The following is a 16200-nucleotide window of genomic DNA, read 5'->3' as shown; positions in this document are numbered from 1 at the left end:
CGGCCGGTTGCGCCGGATTGCGCGGCGCCCCGTCGGGTTGGGGCCGGTTGCTCACGCGGTCGCAATCAGGTGTCGGGCGCGGGCGATCAGCCGGTGGGCCTGCGCCCCGTACCCGGCCGCCGCGTTCAGGGCGTCCCACACGCGGCCGTAGAGGGCGAGGTCGTCGGGCGAGTCGAACGACAGCTCCGTGTTGATCGTCTCGACGATGACGCGTTCCTCGTCGAAGATCCAGAACCCGTGTTTCGGCGTCAGCTCCAGCGGGGCGCCGAGGGGGACGATGCCGAGTTCCACCGTGCTCATGCCGATCAGCCCGACGAGCCGGTCGAGTTGGCCGGCCATGACCTCGCGCGGGCACACGAGGGCGTGCAGCGCCCCTTCCCACAGCAGGACCCGGAACAGCTTGCCCGCCTCGTACAGCACCTCTTGGCGGCGCATGCGGGCGGCGACGGCGGCCTCCGTGTCCCGCGGCGACTGCATGAGCACGGCGTTCTTCGCGAACAGGTGGCGGGCGTAGTCGGGGGTCTGGAACAGGCCCGGGATCACGGTGGCTTCGTAGCCGCGCATCGTCGCGGTCTGCTGGTACTCGACGACGTACCGGTCCTGTACGGGCCGGTTGCCCGCGGTGAGTTGGCGGCGCCATGACCTCTGCTGGGACTCCAGACCGCGCAGGCGGCTGGCGAGGTCGGCGGCCTGCTCGGGTACGCCCGCGGCGGCCGCCCAGGCGGTGAGGTCGTCGGCGGTGGCGGTCTGCTTGCCGTTCTCCAGCCGGGACACCTTGGACCGCTGCCAGCCAAGGCGGGCGGCGAAGTCCTTCCCGTTCTCGCCGGCCTCGGCGCGCAGCTCTCGCAGGCGCGCGCCGAGGGCCACGCGGGCGCTCTGAAAGTCCGTGCTCACGCGGACGAACGTACCTGTGCCCACACCTCGGCAGTAGGGGCGGCGAGGGGCCAGGCGCGGTCACGGGCCCGGCATGCGGCGAGCACTTCGGCGGGATCGTCCACGACTTCGACTCCGGTCGTGACGTCCTGGTCGTCGATGTGGAGGCGGACAAGGGTCCGGGAGTCGAAGAGCCATAGGTCGTATTCGGGGAGCTTCAGCCGTACGGCCTCGGCGCGGGGAAGGACCCGGATGTCCTCGCCGGCCGCGACGTTCCCGGCGGCGGCCGCCATCAGGAACCGTTGCCCGTCGGTGGGTGGCTCGTCGATGATCCGGACGCGGGAGAACCGCGCGCCCTGTACGGCCTTCTGCCGCACGTTCGCGTTCCACGGGTGCTCCGGTTGCTCCTCCGGCTCGATGCCGCGCATGAACGCCTGGTAGCGGGCGCCGGCCCGGTCGGAGGCGTAGCCGCAGCGGGTCTCCAGCCGGAACGCGGTGTGCCGGAACTCGCCGAACAGATGGACGATGTCCTCGAAGGGGACCAGGGCGGGCACGGTCACTCCTTGGGGGCGAAGCGGGTGAGCAGGTCGCGCGGGATGACGACGAACGTCTCGTGCTCGCCGACGTCCCGTAGCTGGGCGAGGTGTTCCGGGTCGGTGAGGACGTCGCCCTGGACGACGATGTCGCCGGTCTCGACGACCTCGTAGAGGGTCGGGCAGTTGCCGTACTCGGACGTGGTGCCGATGAACCGCAGCGTCATGGCGGGCTCCGTTCAGGCTGGTCGGGGAACCCAGCATGCTGCGCCGCTGGCGGCCGTGGGGGCCGGTTGCGCGAGATTGTGCAGGGGGCCCCGGAGTCCTCGCGGGCGCCGTACGGGGACGCCGTTCGCCGTAACGATGCGCTCTCCCTATGCCGCAGCGGTACGGCCGCAGTAGGTTCCCTCGATGAGAGACAGAAGCATCATCGCGGCCGGGATCGCGCTCCTTGTGCTGGCCCCAGTGACCGTCGGACTTCTTGCTGGCGTGAAGCCCAGTAACGCCGCGCTCGCCATCGCTTCCGGCGTCGTGGGTGGGCTTGGCCTCGCCCGAGGAATTCGACATCTTCTCCGGGAACGGGCCGACTTGCGTTGGCGGCTGAGGGCGTGGACATCATCCAGCGGAGCAGCCTGCCCGATGCAGACAAGAGTGATCTACGGGAGCAAACGCTCCCCGTGTCCTCTACATGGCTGGACACCCTCTATCAGCGCGAAGTGACCCGGCTCTACGTCCTCGATCAGGTAGCCGACAATCTCGCGGCGATCGTCTTGGCCATCCTCGGGCTCGCTGCTGCGACCGCGGCCAGCGTGTGGTCTGTCTGGATATAGCCACGGGGATCGGCTGCGCTCGCGCCACCGGTCTGGCTAACCTCGGGCATGAGCAGCTACAACGGCCCCGCCGTACTGATAACGAACGAAGGCCGGGAGCACCCGGTCACAGCGAATCTCCACACGACGTCCCACGGCCTTCGTACCGGGTGGGCCGGGACCCTCTCCGTGCCCGCCAACCAGCAGCCGGCAGAACTGATGAACCTGTCCCGGGGCCGGCTCAGGCTCCAGGATGAGCGGGAGGGCGAGTTCCTCCGCCCGGACATTGGCGACTGGCTCGGGTCTCCTCCGCAGAGTTTCCAGATCACGATCGTCGGGAGCGGCGACGAGCCGTTCTGACCCCGAGAGAAAGCAGCGCGTCCGGCCCCTCGCAAAGAGGGACCGGCCGCGTGGGTCGGGCGTCAGGCCTGGTCGAGGACGCGCTTGGCACTGCCCGTGCGGCCAAGGCTGATCACGTTCACGTCGAGGGCGCTACGGCGTCGCGGAGGGCGGGGAACGTGTCGATGAGGTGTTGCACGGTCGTGTGCCGGAGCCCGTTGAAGCTCTTCATGTGCTGCTCCTGCGCAGCGCGGCCAGGGTTGTCCTCGCCGAGGCCAGCGACGGTCACGGCGACGGACAGGCGGCCCATCGGGAGGGCCTCGGCGCGGCCTATGCCATCGACGGTCACGCCGTCGCGGTTGCCCCACACTCCGAACTTGCGGGTGCCCCACGCTCCGGTGGTCTCGCCGGCCGCCTTGAGGTCGGTGTCGAGCTGTACGAGCGTGCTGCCGATCTCGGCGATCCGCTCGTTCCGCTCGTTCACCAGGCCGGCCAGGCGGGCGAGGGCGTCCACGGCGTCGCGGGTGGCGGCGGTGAGTTCGTCCGTGCCGGGCCCGGTGAGCAGCTGCTCGGCGGCCTCGCGGGCGGCGCCGGCCAGCGTGACCCGTTCCTCCGCGCGTACGCGGGTCTCCTTGCGCTGCGCTGCCTCGACGCGGAGTTCGGCGAACGCGATGAGTTCGCGCTGCGTGGCCAGCTGCTCGGGGGTCACGTCGGGGTCGCCCTCGCGTACCCGCTCCGTCATGGTGTCGAGCAGGGCGCGGGCCTCGGCCAGTTCCGCGGCGGCGGTGTCACGCTGCATCGGGACCACCTGCCTCGGCGCGCTGTGCGGCGACGTGCTGGCCTACCCGCGTCTTGCGGGTGGCGGGCAGCGTGTCCCACGCAGGGGTGCCCCAGAGGGCGGCGTCGCGGTCGAGGGCGGCGTCGCGTGCCTCCCGCTCCGGGGCCGTAGCGGCGTCGGCCGCGGCCTGCCGCTGTACGTAGCGGTCGCTGATCGCGGTGTACAGATCAGCTGTGCGGTGCTGGTCCTGGCTTCCCATGGGTACTCCCGTGGCGGTAGTCGTCGAGGGCGCCGGCCTCGATGACCCAACCGCCCCGGTTGCGTTGGGCCGGGAGTCGCCCGGTGTGGCACAGCCGGCGCACGTACGAGGGGTCACACCCCAGGACGCTGGCCGCCTCCGCCACACCGAGCACGGGACCTGACCCGTGGTCCACAGTCCGGGAGTTGCTCTGTGAGGTAGCGGATTCGCTACCGGGGCCCTGGGCGCCTGCGTGGAGGGCTCGCAAGAGTTCACGGGCCTCCGGGGTCAGCGCACCCCCGGCCGCCCGCGTACGCGAGCTGAGGTAGAGCGTGGTGGCGGCGAACACGGTCGAGGCGAGGCCGGGCGGCACGACCACCGACCCATCGGGCAGGACCCGCGGCCCGTCACTCCGCGCGGTCACGGGCGCGCCGGTCGAGCTGTTCGAGCATCCGCAGGGCCCGCGGGTCACCGCGCCGGGCCGCGGCCTTCCAGCCGGCCCGCATCTTGTCCTCGGCCGCCTTCAACACGCGCTTGTTCCGGGCGCTGGAGCTTTCCGCGGCCTCCAAGTCGGAGGCCAGGCGGGCCAGGTGCTCGGCGGCCTCCGCGACGATCCCGGCGAGGGCCGGCATGAGGTCGGGGTCGTACTTCGCGGCCTCCTTGTGGAGGCGGGCGGCGGCGCGGCGGAAGCGGGCGTTCGCCTGGTCCAACTCGGGCCGTCCAGGGTAGGAGACGGGCTTCTCAGGGGTGTCGGGCACGGCAGGGGTCCTCTCGCACATGTACGGGGGCGGTGTCCGCGAGGCCGGCGGAACCGGATGGGCGGCGGGGGTCTTGCGTGCGCGCGCGAGACGTGAGCCGCCGCGGCTGGACGTCAGTCGGTGCCGGTGGCGGCTCGGAAGGTGTCGGGGAGGCTGCAGAGGGTGCCTTCGAGGACCGGGCATCCGTCGTCGTGGTGGATGACGAGGTGGGGGTTGCCGTGCTGGTCGGTTAGGGCTTCGGTTTCGCTCGTGCAGTGGCCGCAGCGGTAGTTGGCGGCGATGTGGGCGATGAGGTCGGAGGGTCCGGCTATGAGGCTGGAGTGGCGGAGCTGCATGGGTCTCTCCTTCTGGGGGACCTCACCTTCCGCATCTTCTGTCTGACCTGGGGTTATGTGCCCGCACCTTGCCCCCGCCTTGCCCGCACCTTCCTCATCTTCGAAGGTGTTGCCTTCCTCCGAAGATGAGGGGGAAGGTGGGGGGAAGGGGAGGGGGTATATATGCAGGTCAGAAAGAAGATGAGGAAGATGCGGCGCTCGTGTGGGGGTAGGGGTCAGTCCGTGCCCGGGTCGTGGTCCTCGGGCGCGTAGCCGGGCAGCTGCCACAACCAGGCGGCGTTCATGACGCCCTTGGGCTTCACGCTCTTCACGTGCAGCTTCTGTTTCGCGTCGCGCAGGGCGTTCTGTGAGATGCCGGCCGCCCGGGCGGCGGCCTGGACCTCCTTCGGCAGGGCCTCGCCGCAGCGGTCGCCCTGTGTGAGGTAGTCCTCCAGCCACTCGACGGCCTCGCTCCGTTCGGCACGGTCGACTCCGCCGGGGGCGGTCTCGTCGCGCATGACGTCGCGGACGGACGTGTTCGTCTCGGGCCCGAGGACGAACCGCGAGACGTACGAGGGGCCTTCCTCGGTGTCCACAGTGATCGGCTGGATCGTGTAGAGGTGGGAGGGCAGTCCGAGGCGGCCCAGGTTGTTCTTCTCCAGCGACATGACGTACCGCTGGTCGCCGTCGTCGGTGTCCTCCCGGGCGAACGCGATCAGTGCGCGGATCAGCTGCCCGAAGGCGCCGGAGCCAGCCACCCGGGAAAGCGGGTCCGCAGCGCCGGACTTGGTGAAGTGGGCCAGGCCGAGGATCGTGAAGTGGTGCCGGTCCGCGGCCTCGACGAGCGGCTCCAGCGCCTGCCGGACTTCGGCGGCCCGGTAGTCGTTGACGCCCTTGTCGATGTACGAGAGCAGGGGGTCCATGACGAGGAGCGCGACGCTGTGCCGCTCGGCCTCGCGGGCGAGGAGCGACGTGTCGATGGGCAGGGTCAGACGGGCGTTGGGCCGCTCGTCGTCCTGCACCTTGACGTAGAACACCATGTCCATGTCCGCGCCGGCCGCGATCAGTCGGGGGGCGATCGTGTACGTCCACGAGTCCTCGGCTGCGGCGTAGATCACGGGGCGAGGCTTGCCGTACAGCTCGCCGGGGAGTTCGCCGCGGGTGATCCGGGCGGTGATCCAGACGGCGAACTGGGACTTGCCCAGTCCCGGGCCGCCCGCGGCAATGACGAGGGAGTACATGGGCACGCGCCCGTGCGAGGTGGGCGGGGCACCTTCGGGGGTCGTGTCCCACAGCCAGCGGACGGGCCGGATCCTGACGCGGGAGGCGGGCGTCAGCAGCAGCGCGCGCGGCTCCGCCTCAGCGTCCTGCGGGCCGTCGTCGTCGGGGAGCCACAGCGGAGGGACGTCGGGTACCTGCTGGGGAACGCCCGCGAGGCCTGCCGCGCGGATGCTCTCCGGCGGCAGGCCCGTGGGGTCGTACGTGGTGGTCACGCGCAGTTCTCCTGGCCATGTACGAGGTAGCGGCCGGGCTGGCCCGGGACCGCGATCGGGGGCCACCCGGGGGTGGCCTTGAGCTGGTGGGCGGACGTCGGTCGGGCGCGGGCGTCGCGGATCTCGCGCATGGTGCGGATCTGGCGGGTGGCGGCGACGATGCGGGCCGCGGTGGCCCGGGCGTCTCCGAACACGGCGGTGTACCACTCGGCGGCCGGGAGGTCGGGGTCGACATCGAGGCGCCGGTACTGCTCGGCGGCCTCCAGAACGGCCGCGTAGGTGCGCGGGTCAGTCGGGTGCAGCTGGAGCCACGGTGTGGAGCCGTAGGCCGGCCAGTCGGTCACCCTGAGCGCGGCGATCTGCGTCTCGGCCCGGAGTTCGGTGATCTGGCCGGGGGTGGCCTGCGCGGGTACGGAGCGGAGGGCCCGCCCCCGCTCGGCCGCGATGGCCAGGCGGGGACGGTCCTCGGTACTGCTGGTCACCGCGCGGCCTTCGCGGCGTCGACGGCCTTGATGCGGGCGTCGCACGCGGCCATGTACGCGGTCTTCGCCTGCTCGTCGCCCGGGAAGTCGTCCCGGGACACGAGGGCGAGCTGGTCGCGGAGCGCGCGCAGCTTGGGGAGGAAGGTCTCCATGCCCGCGATGAACGCGTCAACGCCGGCCAGGTCCAACTCCAGGTTGTCCTGCCCGTAGTCGAGCCACAGCGCGGAGTTGACACCGTAGACGGCGGACTCCTCGCGGGTCTGGGTGATGCGGGCCTCAAAGAGACTGTCGGGGGCGTCGCCGGGTGCGGCGTTCACCCCGGGGACGGGGGCCTCGGCCTTGAGGATGGGGCCCTGGTGCCAGCCCGGCTGACCGTCGGCGCCGGCGTGGTCCATCACGCACCACGTCGGGCAGTCGTACAGGCGGATCCAGTCGGTGCCTCGCTCAGCGGCGGTGAGGGGCTTCGGCGCGGTGAGGAACTCGTCGATCGCGGCGGCGATGACGCTCCGGTCGATCTTCGCGGCCAGCGTGGGGAGCTCGGCGGCGATGCGGTCGGCGATCCGTCCCGCGACCGGGTGAGCGGCCGGCGGAAGGTCGGCGAGGAGCGGGTGCGTCTTGCCGGTCGGCTCGGTGGCCGCGGCGAGCGCACTGGCGATGTTGGTGTTGGTCGTGGCAGTCTTCACGTTGAAGCTCCTTCACGGCCGCGCATCAGGGACTGGCATCCCGCGCGGCCGTTCGGCTGTTCCGGATCGGATGGCGGTGCTTCGGGCCCCCGGCGACAGGTGTTAGCGCACCTGCTGGGGGCCGTTTTCATGCGGCTTCGAGCAGCTGCACGAGACTGGCTGTTACGACTCTCTTGGCCCCGAAGTCGAGGACCCGGACGGGCGCCTCGTTCCTCTTGATCAGGGCGTACAGCTGGCTGCGCGAGATACCCAGGGCCATCGCGGCCCGGTTCACGTCGACCGTCGCCGGCCAGGTGCGCAGTTCGTCGAGCGTCGGGGGCGTCATAGGGCCACCCTTTCGATTGCGTGACCATCCTGCATAATCGGCCTCTGGTTCATCACGCAGACGACCTAGGAGCAGAGTGCACCATCTGGAATGCCGGGTCAACCCACGGACGAAAATGGCCAACAGTGCGTTGTGGTTACGCACGCGATGTGGCACTCTCGGAGGCATGACAGACGACTCCGAAGCCCCTCCCACGGTGGGGAAGGTCGTGGGCGAGAACCTCAAGGCCATCAGGCAGAGCCGACGACTTACCCAGGGCGACCTGGCCGATCGGCTCTTCCGTACGGGCCTCAAGTGGAAGCGCACCCACATCTCCGACCTTGAGAGCGGGCGGCGGGAAGCGGTAGACCTGGGCGCCCTGGTGGTCCTGAGCCACGCCCTGGAGCTGCAACTTCGCGATCTGTTCGACGGCGAAGGCAACGTGATGATCACTCCGCGATCCGACTTCCCCGCTTCGTGGGCGCAGACGACGCGAGCCGAGTTGCGCGCATGGCTGTCCGCCGAAGAATCAAGCGTGATCCCGATGGGGTCCGATAACGTCCGCGCGGTGCTCAAGGACTTCAACCGGAGAGGGCGGAGCATCCCCATCGCGGCCGACCGGGCCTTCGCCGAGCGGTACGGCGTCGACCTTCTCGACGTGGTCAACGCCGCGGAGCAGATCTGGGACGGGAGCCTGACGGAAGAGCGCGACCGGCGCGTGAACGCTCTCGGCGACCTACCCGTGGGTGAACGTCAGGCCAAGCAGGGGCATATCACACGACAGCTGACCGCCACCCTGACGAAGTGGATGAGGCTGGACGCCACTTCGGACGAAGCCTGATCGGGGGGCGGACCATGGCCGAGATCAAGAAGATCACGCTGGCCAACGGCAAGGTTCGGTACCGGTTCGTCATCGACATCGGCACCGACGAGAACGGCCGGCGGAAGCAGCTCACCGTCACGAAGGACACGGCGACCGAAGCGAAGAACGAGCGGGCCCGGCTCCAGCACGAGCGGAGCACCGGTCAGCTGATCATGCCGAGCAAGGTCACCGTGTCCGAGCTGCTCAACCTGTACCTCGACAGCAAGGCCGCCGACCTCGAAGAGACCTCGATCGTCGGCTACCGGAACTCCCTCGTGCACGTCCACACCTACCTCGGCCACGTGCGGCTCCAGGAACTGACCGAGGACGACATCGACTCGATGGTCGCCTGGCTGCTCGTGAGCGCGCGACGGCGCGGCGGAAAGCCGGGCACGGGCCTGCGGACCATCACCGCGGGCGGCGTACTCGGCCGACTCCGGGCGGCGCTCAACTACGGCATCCGGCGCCGCCTGGTGGCGCGAAACGTCGCCGAGCACATCACCATCCCGCGGAAGGCTCGCAAGGCCGAGAAGCGGGAGAGCCCGCGGGCGGCACCGTGGAACGTGGTGGAGGTGAAGGAGTTCATCCTCGGCGTCCGCGACGACCGGCTGTTCGGGCCGCTACTCCTCAGCTTGATGGGGCTGCGGCCGGCAGAGGTGTCGGGGCTGCGGTGGGATGACATCGACTTCGAGGAAGGGACGCTGAGCATCGCGAACACCCGGACCCTGATCGGGAACGCACGGGTGGTCGAGAAGGACACGAAGAGCGAGGCCGGGGAGCGCACGCTCCCGCTGCCGGATCCGGTCCGGCTGGCCCTGCTGAACTTCAAGGTGCTCCAGGCGGCGGAGGCCGCGACTGCGGGCGACGCGTACACGAGCGGCGCGTACGTGTTCGTTGACCCGCTGGGCATGCCTATGAACGGCCGGCTCCTCCGGGAGCACGCGTACGCGCTGATGGCCGAGCTGGAGCTGCGCAAGGTCCGGTTGTACGACGCTCGGCACTCGTGCCTGACGTTCCTGGCGGTGAACGGGGTGCCGGACACGGTCCTCGCCTCGTGGGCCGGTCATACGAACGCGAACTTCACCAAGCGTGTCTACGTGCACCCGACGGCGGCCGACATGCAGTCGGCCGTGGTCCACCTGAACGCACTGCTGGGGGTCGGAAGCGACGCCTCCGACCCCCCTGTGTGAGATTTTGTGAGATTTCCGCTACCCAGCGGAGCAACAAACAGCCCCTGATCTGCGAAGCAGCCGGAATCGGTAGAACACCGCTTCAGTCATACGGACCAGTGTCACCGCTGGTCGGGCGTCGCGTCACGCACTCAGGCCTCCGGCGTGCCGGACCCTCGCGCGTCCGGGGTGCCCGTGCCCTGGGCGGCCTGCTGCTCCGCGGCGATCTTCGCCCGTACCTCGTCCATGTCGAGCGCGCGGGCCTGTCCGATGATGTCGGTGAGGGCCGCCTCCGGCAGGGCGCCGGGCTGCGCGAAGATCGCCACCTGATCGCGGACGATCATCAGCGTCGGAATGGAGCTGATGTCGAACGCGGCGGCCAGCTCCTGCTGCGCCTCGGTGTCGACTTTGGCGAAGACCAGGTCGGGATGGGCCTCGGAGGCCTTCTCGTAGACCGGGGCGAACTGCAGGCACGGCCGGCACCAGCCCGCCCAGAAGTCGATCAGCAGGAACGGGTTCTCGCTGACCGTCTGGTCGAAGTTTTCCGCTGTGAGCTCGACTGTAGCCACGGTGTCCAAACCTCCAGATGAGAGCCGTCTGCCTGCTTGAACGAACGGCGCGCCCGCATCATTCCGTCCCGGTCCGCCGCCCTCCGCGGACGCCCTAGAACGGATGGCCCGCCGGGCTGGTGCGGGCCGTGGTCCAGCGCAGCTCCGTGAAGGCGTCCAGGTTCGCCTCGCCGCCGAAGCGGGCGCCGTTGCCCGACGCACCGACCCCGCCGAAGGGCGCGACGGCCTCGTCGTTCACCGTCTGGTCGTTGACGTGCGCGATCCCGGTCGGGATGCGCTCGGCCAGGTCCAGTCCGCGCCCCGCGTCCCGGGTCACGATGCCGAGGGAGAGCCCGTAGGGCCCGGCCGAGGCCAGCGCCACCGCCTCGTCCTCCGTCGCGAAGGACCGTACGGGCGCGACCGGGCCGAACACCTCCTCGGCGTACGCGGGGGTCTCGTCCCCGACGCCCGCCAGCACGGTGGGCCGGTAGAAGAGCTCGCGGTGGGTGCCGCCCGCGACGAGCTTGGCCCCCTGGGCGGTGCTCGCCTCCACCAGGGCGTGTACCCGTTCCGCCTGGCGCCGGTCGATCAGCGGGCCGAGGTGCACCTGCTCGCGGTACGGGTCGCCCACCGCCAGGGCCTCGGCGCGCGCGGCGAGCCGCTCGACGTACTCGTCGTACAGCGAGGCGTGCACGAGGTGGCGTCCGGCGGTCATGCAGATCTGGCCCTGGTGGAAGAAGGAGCCCCAGGAGGCCTGGGCGACGGCCGCCTCGACGTCGGCGTCGCGCAGCACGACGAGAGCGGAGTTTCCGCCCAACTCCAGGTGCACACGCTTGAGGTGACGCCCCGCCAGCTCTCCCACGATCCGGCCTGCCGCCGTGGACCCGGTGAAGGACACCACCCGGACCCGGGGGTCGGCGACCACCGCGGCCCCGGTCTCGGCGCCGCCGGGCAGGACGTGCAGCAGCCCGCCCGGCAGGCCGGCGGCGGCGAGGACCGCGGCGAGGACCAGGCCGCCCGAAACGGCCGTGCGACGGTCCGGCTTGAGCAGGACGGCGTTGCCGAGCGCCAGCGCGGGCGCGACCGAGCGGATCGACAGGATCAGCGGGGCGTTGAACGGCGCCACGACCCCGACCACCCCGGCGGGCACGCGGCGGGTGAAGGACAGCCGGGGCGCCTCGCTCGGCAGCACCTGCCCGGTCGGGCGCGAGGCCAGCGCGGCGGCCTCGTAGCACTCCTGGGCGGCGACGTGCAGTTCGAAGGCCGCCTTGCCGGGTATCGACCCCGACTCCCGTACCAGCCACTCCCCCAGCTCGTCGGCGTGGGCGGCGAACAGGTCCCCGGCGCGGCGCAGTACGGCGGCCCGCTCCAGGTGGGTGGCACGGGACCAGTCCCGCTGTGCGGCCCCGGCCCGTACGGCGGCCTCGGCCACGTCGGCCGGGGCGGCGAGCTCGAAGGTGGCGAGGGTGCGTCCCGTGGCGGGTTCCACGACGGGAGCGGCGCCGCCGGTGAGGGTGGGTCCGTCCTGCCAGAGCGTCGGATCGAGGAGCGGCATGGCGCGGGGCCTCCGGTGGGGATGGTCGGGGCGGGGGGCGGCAGCACGCGCCATCGTGCCAGACCTGCGGCCTCACTTCTGTTCAGTTATTGGGCAGTTGGCATTCGCACGTGACCGGAAATGATCGACGCCCGCGCTCAGCGTTCCAGGACCAGCGCGATTCCCTGCCCGACGCCGATGCACAGCGCCGCCATGCCCGTACCGGACCCGGCCGCCGCCAGCTGGTGTGCGACCGAGCCGGCCAGCCGGGCGCCCGACGCGCCGAGGGGGTGGCCGATCGCGATGGCCCCGCCGCGCGGGTTGACCACGCCCGGATCCAGCTCGGGCCACTCGGCGAGGCAGCCCAACGCCTGTGCCGCGAAAGCCTCGTTGAGCTCCAGGACGGAGAGGTCCGCCAGCCCGCGGCCGGCCTTGGCGAGGGCCCGCCGGACGGCTTCCACCGGGCCGAGGCCGAACAGCTGGGGCTCGATCCCTGTGACGGCGGACGCGCTGATCCGGGCGAGCGGCTCGCGCCCGGTGGCCGCGAGGCCCGCCTCGTCGGTCAGCAGCAGGGCGGCCGCGCCGTCGTTGAGCGGGGAGGCGTTGGCGGCGGTGACCGTGCCGGAGCCGTCGGTCCGGAAGGCGGGCTTGAGCCGGGCCAGCGCCTCCGGCGTGGAGCCCTCCCGTACGCACTCGTCGCGCACCAGGTCCACACCCGCGTACGGGACGACCTCCCCGTCGTACTGCCCGGCGGCCCAGGCGGCCGCGGCCTTGCGGTGGCTCTCCAGGGCGAAGGCGTCCTGCGCCTCGCGGGTGACGCCGCACTTCTCGGCGATCAGCTCGGCGCCCTCGCCGAGCGAGCCGGTCCACTCGGCGGGCATCCGCGGGTTGGTCATGCGCCAGCCGAGGGTGGTGGACCACATCTGCTGGTGACCGGCGGGGAAGGCCCGCTCGGGCTTCTGGACCACCCAGGGGGCCCGGCTCATCGACTCGACGCCGCCGGCGATGGCGACGGAGGCGTCGCCGAGGGCGATGGCGCGGGCGGCCTGGATCACGGCTTCGAGGCCGGATCCGCAGAGCCGGTTGACTGTGACGCCGGGGACGGTCACGGGCAGCCCCGCGAGCAGCACCGCCATGCGGGCGACGTCGCGGTTGTCCTCGCCCGAGCCGTTGGCATCGCCGAAGACCACGTCGTCGATGCGGGCCGGGTCGAGGTCGGGCGTACGGTTCACCAGCGCGCGCACCACGTGCGCGGCGAGGTCGTCCGGCCGGACTCCGGCGAGGGCCCCGCCGAACTTGCCGATCGGGGTGCGGACGGCGTCGACCACGTAGACGTCGCGGACGGTGCGGCTGCTCATGGGGTCTCTCCTGGGCGGATCCGTACGGGCAGGCGGGTGGAGCGGGGCCGGAGCCGGGTGGCGGGGCGCACGGTGCCTTCGTGGGTACCGGGGAGCATCGCCGGGTGCGACCGGTGGGGCGCGCCCGCAGTCTCCGTCCGCACGTCACCGCCTGTCAACGGCCGCCGGGCGGGGCGGGGGCGGGCGGGCGCCGGCTGTGCCGGGGCGTGCGGGGCGCGCCCACGGATCAGGCGGGCGCGCCGGGCGCACGGATCAGGTCGACTCCCGCCGGATGGCCGCGGCCGCCATCAGGTCGTGCCGTTGTGTGACCTCCGACGGCTCGCGCACGGCACGGTCCACCAGCGACGCGAGGTGGTCCCCGGTCGGCATCTCGATCTGGACGGTGCTCAGCCGGGGCCGCAGCAGCCTGCCGATGAGCAGGTCGTCGGCGCCGATGACGGCGACGTCCTCGGGGATGCGCAGCCCCTCGTCCTGGAAGGCCCGCATCAGCAGCATCGCGTACTCGTCGTTGTAGGCGAACGCCGCGTCCCGTCCGAGCCCGCGCCAGCGGGCGGCGAGGGCGGCCGCGGACTCCTCCGTGTAGGACATCGGGAAGGTTTCGATCTCCGCGCCCTGCACGGAGCGCGCACCCTCCAGCCGGGGTCCGGAGAACAGCTCCAGCCCCTCCTCCTCGGGCACGATCACGCCGATCCGCCGCCGGCCGCGCTCCACGAGGTGGGCGGCGGCCCGGGCCCCGACCTCCCGCTGGTCCATGACGAGCGCGTGCGCACCGGGCACGCCGAGCGGGCCCATGGTTATCACCGCGCGGGCCCCGGCACGCTTCAGGGTGGCGACGTTGTGCGCGGAGAGGGTGATCTCGCCGAGGGAGATCACCGCCACCGGGCGCAGCTCCGCCCACGCGCGCGCGGCCTCGTCCCCGGTGAGGCCGAGGCTGCCGTACTGGACCACGGTGTAGTCGAGGCGGCGCAGGGCCCACTGGAGCTCGTTCAGGAAGGTGCTGTACAGCGGGCCGACCGGGACGTGGGAGGTGGGCAGCAGGACGAGCCGGGTGTGCCCGGCGCGCAGGCTGCGGGCGGCCGCGTGCGGGACGTAGCCGAGCTCCTCGGCGGCCCGGCGGACCTTGACGCGGGTCGGCTCGCTGATGCGGACGGCCTCCGCGTTGTTCAGCACGTACGAGACGGTGGCGCGCGACACGCCGGCGAGCCGGGCCACGTCGGCACTGGTCGGGACGGGAGGCGGAGGCGGCGGCGTGGGAGCCGGTCCGGAGGCCGGTGCCGGCGGCTTCGGCGACTTCGATGACTGAGACATTGCCGTGGCATCCTTCCAGACCGGTCGCACCGGAGGCCCGGCGGATGGCCTGAAAGGCATGCTACACAGCGATGACACGCGTCATCGGCGCGTGCCGGACGCCCGTGCCGCACCCCTCGGAGCGGGACAGGCCAACCGCCCCCCGGCCGCTGTCCGGCCGGCCACCGCACACCGTTTCCCGACCGGCCCGGCGCGCCAACTCCGGCCCGGTGGAGGGCTGTCGATCCCCGCCACCCGCCAACGGCCCTGGCGGCACCGGCGCCCGAAGCCGCGGCCGGGGCGCGGGACGTACCGCATCCGCACCGGTACCCCCGGGGCGGCGGGCCGCGGATTGGCGGATACCGATCCGGAGCCGGGGGGGCAGGACCGCCGCCGCGGACGGGGCGCGGACCGCCCGAGGAGGCCCCGCGAACAGCGAGCGAGCGCGCGGGAGGCGGCACCTCTCACCCGGCCGCCGGCCGCCTGCTGCGTGCCGCGTGCCGCCCCACAGGCCCTCGGCCGAACCGCGTCCGACGCCGGGTACGCCAGCGACCCCGCCTCCAGCGCCCGGCGGGCCCCCGGCCCCGGCCGGCCCGGCAGCGCCACCCGCGCGAGCAGCGCTCGGGCGCCCGGCGCCCAGCACTCGGCAGCCCGCAGCCCGCAGCCCGCAGCCCGCAGCCCGCAGCCCGCAGCCCGCAGCCCGCAGCAACACTCCCGCACCAGCGGCCCCGGCCCCACAACGCCCGGCCCCCGCAGTCCGGCCCGCGCCGCCCGGCCATGCGTAACGGTCCGGTCGCGGGTCTAGCGGAACACCGAGCGGCTGGGATACACAGTGTTCACCCGCCGGTTGACACGTGTAACCACCGGCAGACCAGCACCCGACCCCACCCCGCACCCGCACCCGCACCCGCACCCGCACCCGCAAGAAGGGCACCCCGTGCAACTCCACACCCACACCTGGGGCGAGGGCGACCGCATCGCCCTCCTCATCCACGGCATCATGGCCGACCACCGCACCTGGCGCCGGGTCGGACCCGCGCTCGCCGACCGCGGCTACCGGGTCATCGCCGTCGACCTGCGAGGCCACGGGGCCAGCCCCCGGGGCGAGTACACCGCCGAGCTCTACGCGGACGATGTCGCCGAGTCCCTTCCCGCCGGAGCCGAGCTCGCCATCGGCCACTCGCTCGGCGGCCTCACCCTGTCCCTCGCGGTGGAACGGCTCCGGCCGCGGCGCGCCGTGTTCTCCGACCCGGCGTGGCACCTGGCCCCGCCCGTCGAGGGGTTCGGTCCGGAGATGCTGGCGCGGTTCAAGTACGCCTCCAGGGAGCAGATACGGGCGATGAACCCCCGTTGGGAGGACGCGGACGTCGACATCGAGATCGGGACGCTGGCCCTGTGGGACGAGTCGACCGCACTCGGCCTCGCCCCGCTCCTCGGTACGGACCTGCTGCCGGCCGCGCCGGTGGTTCCTTCCCTGGTCCAGCTCTCTGACCCGAGCACGCTGATCTCACCGGAACGGGCGGCCGTGCTCACGTCCCGCGGATTCGAGGTCCGTTCGGTCGCCGGCGCCGGACACACCATTCACCGGGACGACTTCGGGGCGTTCATGACCTCCCTGGAGGGCTGGATCTGAGGCGGCCCGTTCGGAACGCGCCGGACGACGCGGACCCGCGCGGGACTCCGGGAGAAGGACGGCCTGGCCTCACCGCCCGCTCCCCGTTACCGTCTTCCTACCGATCGGTAAGGGGGAGTGGTCACGGTGCCGGATTCGCCTTCGCCTTCGTCTTCGTCTTCGACCGTGGTGCCTGTGCCGTCCGGCGCGGCCGGAGCCGCTCCGC

At 72.1% G+C, this 16200-nt stretch carries 21 protein-coding genes; 5 read left to right on the top strand and 16 right to left on the bottom strand.

Going from position 1 to position 16200, the window contains the following annotated elements:
- Window positions 1-51: 51 nt before the first annotated feature.
- From OTB16_RS22055 to OTB16_RS22045, 3 genes are read right to left on the bottom strand one after another with little or no spacing between them, the layout of a single operon-like run.
- Window positions 52-894, bottom strand: coding sequence for a helix-turn-helix domain-containing protein (locus OTB16_RS22055; protein ID WP_267722188.1), 843 nt, complete (start codon window positions 892-894; stop codon window positions 52-54).
- Window positions 891-1427: a DUF6879 family protein gene (locus tag OTB16_RS22050; protein ID WP_267722187.1), complete on the bottom strand. Its 537-nt coding sequence runs from the start codon at window positions 1425-1427 to the stop codon at window positions 891-893. Before OTB16_RS22050 ends, OTB16_RS22055 begins: the two co-directional genes overlap by 4 nt.
- Window positions 1428-1429: 2 nt before the next feature.
- Window positions 1430-1633 (bottom strand): hypothetical protein, encoded by a 204-nt coding sequence (locus OTB16_RS22045; RefSeq protein ID WP_214954428.1) that lies wholly within the window; start codon window positions 1631-1633, stop codon window positions 1430-1432.
- A 381-nt stretch (window positions 1634-2014) separates the two neighbouring features.
- Here OTB16_RS22045 and OTB16_RS22040 point away from each other — a divergent pair, with 381 nt between their 5' ends.
- Both OTB16_RS22040 and OTB16_RS22035 read left to right on the top strand, forming a co-directional pair.
- Window positions 2015-2236 carry a hypothetical protein gene (locus OTB16_RS22040; RefSeq protein WP_267722184.1) on the top strand — a complete coding sequence of 74 codons (222 nt, stop codon included), beginning with the start codon at window positions 2015-2017 and terminating at the stop codon, window positions 2234-2236.
- 48 nt (window positions 2237-2284) lie between these two features.
- Window positions 2285-2575 carry a hypothetical protein gene (locus tag OTB16_RS22035; RefSeq protein ID WP_267722183.1) on the top strand — a complete coding sequence of 97 codons (291 nt, stop codon included), beginning with the start codon at window positions 2285-2287 and terminating at the stop codon, window positions 2573-2575.
- 118 nt (window positions 2576-2693) lie between these two features.
- On the opposite strand, the gene OTB16_RS22030 is transcribed toward OTB16_RS22035, so the two are convergent.
- From OTB16_RS22030 to OTB16_RS21995, 9 genes are all read right to left on the bottom strand, one after another.
- Window positions 2694-3353 carry a hypothetical protein gene (locus OTB16_RS22030; RefSeq protein ID WP_267722181.1) on the bottom strand — a complete coding sequence of 220 codons (660 nt, stop codon included), beginning with the start codon at window positions 3351-3353 and terminating at the stop codon, window positions 2694-2696.
- A complete protein-coding gene (locus OTB16_RS22025; protein WP_267722180.1) occupies window positions 3343-3591 on the bottom strand; it encodes a hypothetical protein in 249 nt (82 codons plus the stop codon). The genes OTB16_RS22030 and OTB16_RS22025 overlap by 11 nt, the downstream gene beginning before the upstream one ends.
- Complete coding sequence (locus OTB16_RS39660) at window positions 3560-3736, bottom strand: helix-turn-helix domain-containing protein (protein ID WP_420717773.1); 177 nt, start codon at window positions 3734-3736, stop codon at window positions 3560-3562. Before OTB16_RS39660 ends, OTB16_RS22025 begins: the two co-directional genes overlap by 32 nt.
- Window positions 3737-3977: 241 nt before the next feature.
- Window positions 3978-4328 carry a hypothetical protein gene (locus OTB16_RS22020; RefSeq protein ID WP_267722178.1) on the bottom strand — a complete coding sequence of 117 codons (351 nt, stop codon included), beginning with the start codon at window positions 4326-4328 and terminating at the stop codon, window positions 3978-3980.
- A gap of 113 nt (window positions 4329-4441) precedes the next feature.
- Complete coding sequence (locus OTB16_RS22015; protein WP_267722177.1) at window positions 4442-4663, bottom strand: hypothetical protein; 222 nt, start codon at window positions 4661-4663, stop codon at window positions 4442-4444.
- Window positions 4664-4878: 215 nt separating this feature from the next.
- The gene (locus OTB16_RS22010) at window positions 4879-6135 is read right to left on the bottom strand and encodes an AAA family ATPase (protein WP_267722175.1); all 1257 of its coding nucleotides are present in this window, start codon (window positions 6133-6135) and stop codon (window positions 4879-4881) included.
- Entirely contained in the window at window positions 6132-6617 is a 486-nt protein-coding gene (locus OTB16_RS22005) for a DUF2742 domain-containing protein (protein ID WP_267722174.1), read from the bottom strand. The genes OTB16_RS22010 and OTB16_RS22005 overlap by 4 nt, the downstream gene beginning before the upstream one ends.
- Window positions 6614-7300 (bottom strand): DUF6907 domain-containing protein, encoded by a 687-nt coding sequence (locus OTB16_RS22000; protein ID WP_267722173.1) that lies wholly within the window; start codon window positions 7298-7300, stop codon window positions 6614-6616. Before OTB16_RS22000 ends, OTB16_RS22005 begins: the two co-directional genes overlap by 4 nt.
- A gap of 127 nt (window positions 7301-7427) precedes the next feature.
- Window positions 7428-7625 (bottom strand): DNA-binding protein, encoded by a 198-nt coding sequence (locus OTB16_RS21995; protein ID WP_267722171.1) that lies wholly within the window; start codon window positions 7623-7625, stop codon window positions 7428-7430.
- A 166-nt stretch (window positions 7626-7791) separates the two neighbouring features.
- Here OTB16_RS21995 and OTB16_RS21990 point away from each other — a divergent pair, with 166 nt between their 5' ends.
- Window positions 7792-8445 carry a helix-turn-helix domain-containing protein gene (locus OTB16_RS21990; RefSeq protein WP_267722170.1) on the top strand — a complete coding sequence of 218 codons (654 nt, stop codon included), beginning with the start codon at window positions 7792-7794 and terminating at the stop codon, window positions 8443-8445.
- A 14-nt stretch (window positions 8446-8459) separates the two neighbouring features.
- Window positions 8460-9656 (top strand): tyrosine-type recombinase/integrase, encoded by a 1197-nt coding sequence (locus OTB16_RS21985; RefSeq protein ID WP_267722169.1) that lies wholly within the window; start codon window positions 8460-8462, stop codon window positions 9654-9656.
- Between the two features lie 131 nt (window positions 9657-9787).
- Here OTB16_RS21985 and OTB16_RS21980 read toward each other — a convergent pair whose 3' ends face one another.
- The 4 genes from OTB16_RS21980 to OTB16_RS21965 all read right to left on the bottom strand — a co-directional run bounded on the left by OTB16_RS21980 (window position 9788) and on the right by OTB16_RS21965 (window position 14383).
- Complete coding sequence (locus tag OTB16_RS21980) at window positions 9788-10204, bottom strand: thioredoxin family protein (RefSeq protein ID WP_267722167.1); 417 nt, start codon at window positions 10202-10204, stop codon at window positions 9788-9790.
- A gap of 94 nt (window positions 10205-10298) precedes the next feature.
- Window positions 10299-11738, bottom strand: a complete 1440-nt coding sequence (locus OTB16_RS21975; protein WP_267722165.1) for an aldehyde dehydrogenase family protein — start codon at window positions 11736-11738, stop codon at window positions 10299-10301.
- Window positions 11739-11875: 137 nt separating this feature from the next.
- Window positions 11876-13075, bottom strand: coding sequence for a thiolase family protein (locus tag OTB16_RS21970; RefSeq protein WP_267722164.1), 1200 nt, complete (start codon window positions 13073-13075; stop codon window positions 11876-11878).
- Window positions 13076-13327: 252 nt separating this feature from the next.
- The gene (locus tag OTB16_RS21965) at window positions 13328-14383 is read right to left on the bottom strand and encodes a LacI family DNA-binding transcriptional regulator (RefSeq protein WP_267722163.1); all 1056 of its coding nucleotides are present in this window, start codon (window positions 14381-14383) and stop codon (window positions 13328-13330) included.
- Between the two features lie 916 nt (window positions 14384-15299).
- On the opposite strand from OTB16_RS21965, the gene OTB16_RS21960 reads away from it, so the two are divergent.
- A complete protein-coding gene (locus tag OTB16_RS21960; RefSeq protein WP_267722161.1) occupies window positions 15300-15995 on the top strand; it encodes an alpha/beta fold hydrolase in 696 nt (231 codons plus the stop codon).
- The last annotated feature ends 205 nt before the right edge of the window (window positions 15996-16200 follow it).

This window comes from Streptomyces antarcticus (assembly GCF_026627255.1).
GTDB classification, from domain to species: domain Bacteria; phylum Actinomycetota; class Actinomycetes; order Streptomycetales; family Streptomycetaceae; genus Streptomyces; species Streptomyces antarcticus.
This window is presented reverse-complemented; position numbering and strand designations above follow the sequence as displayed.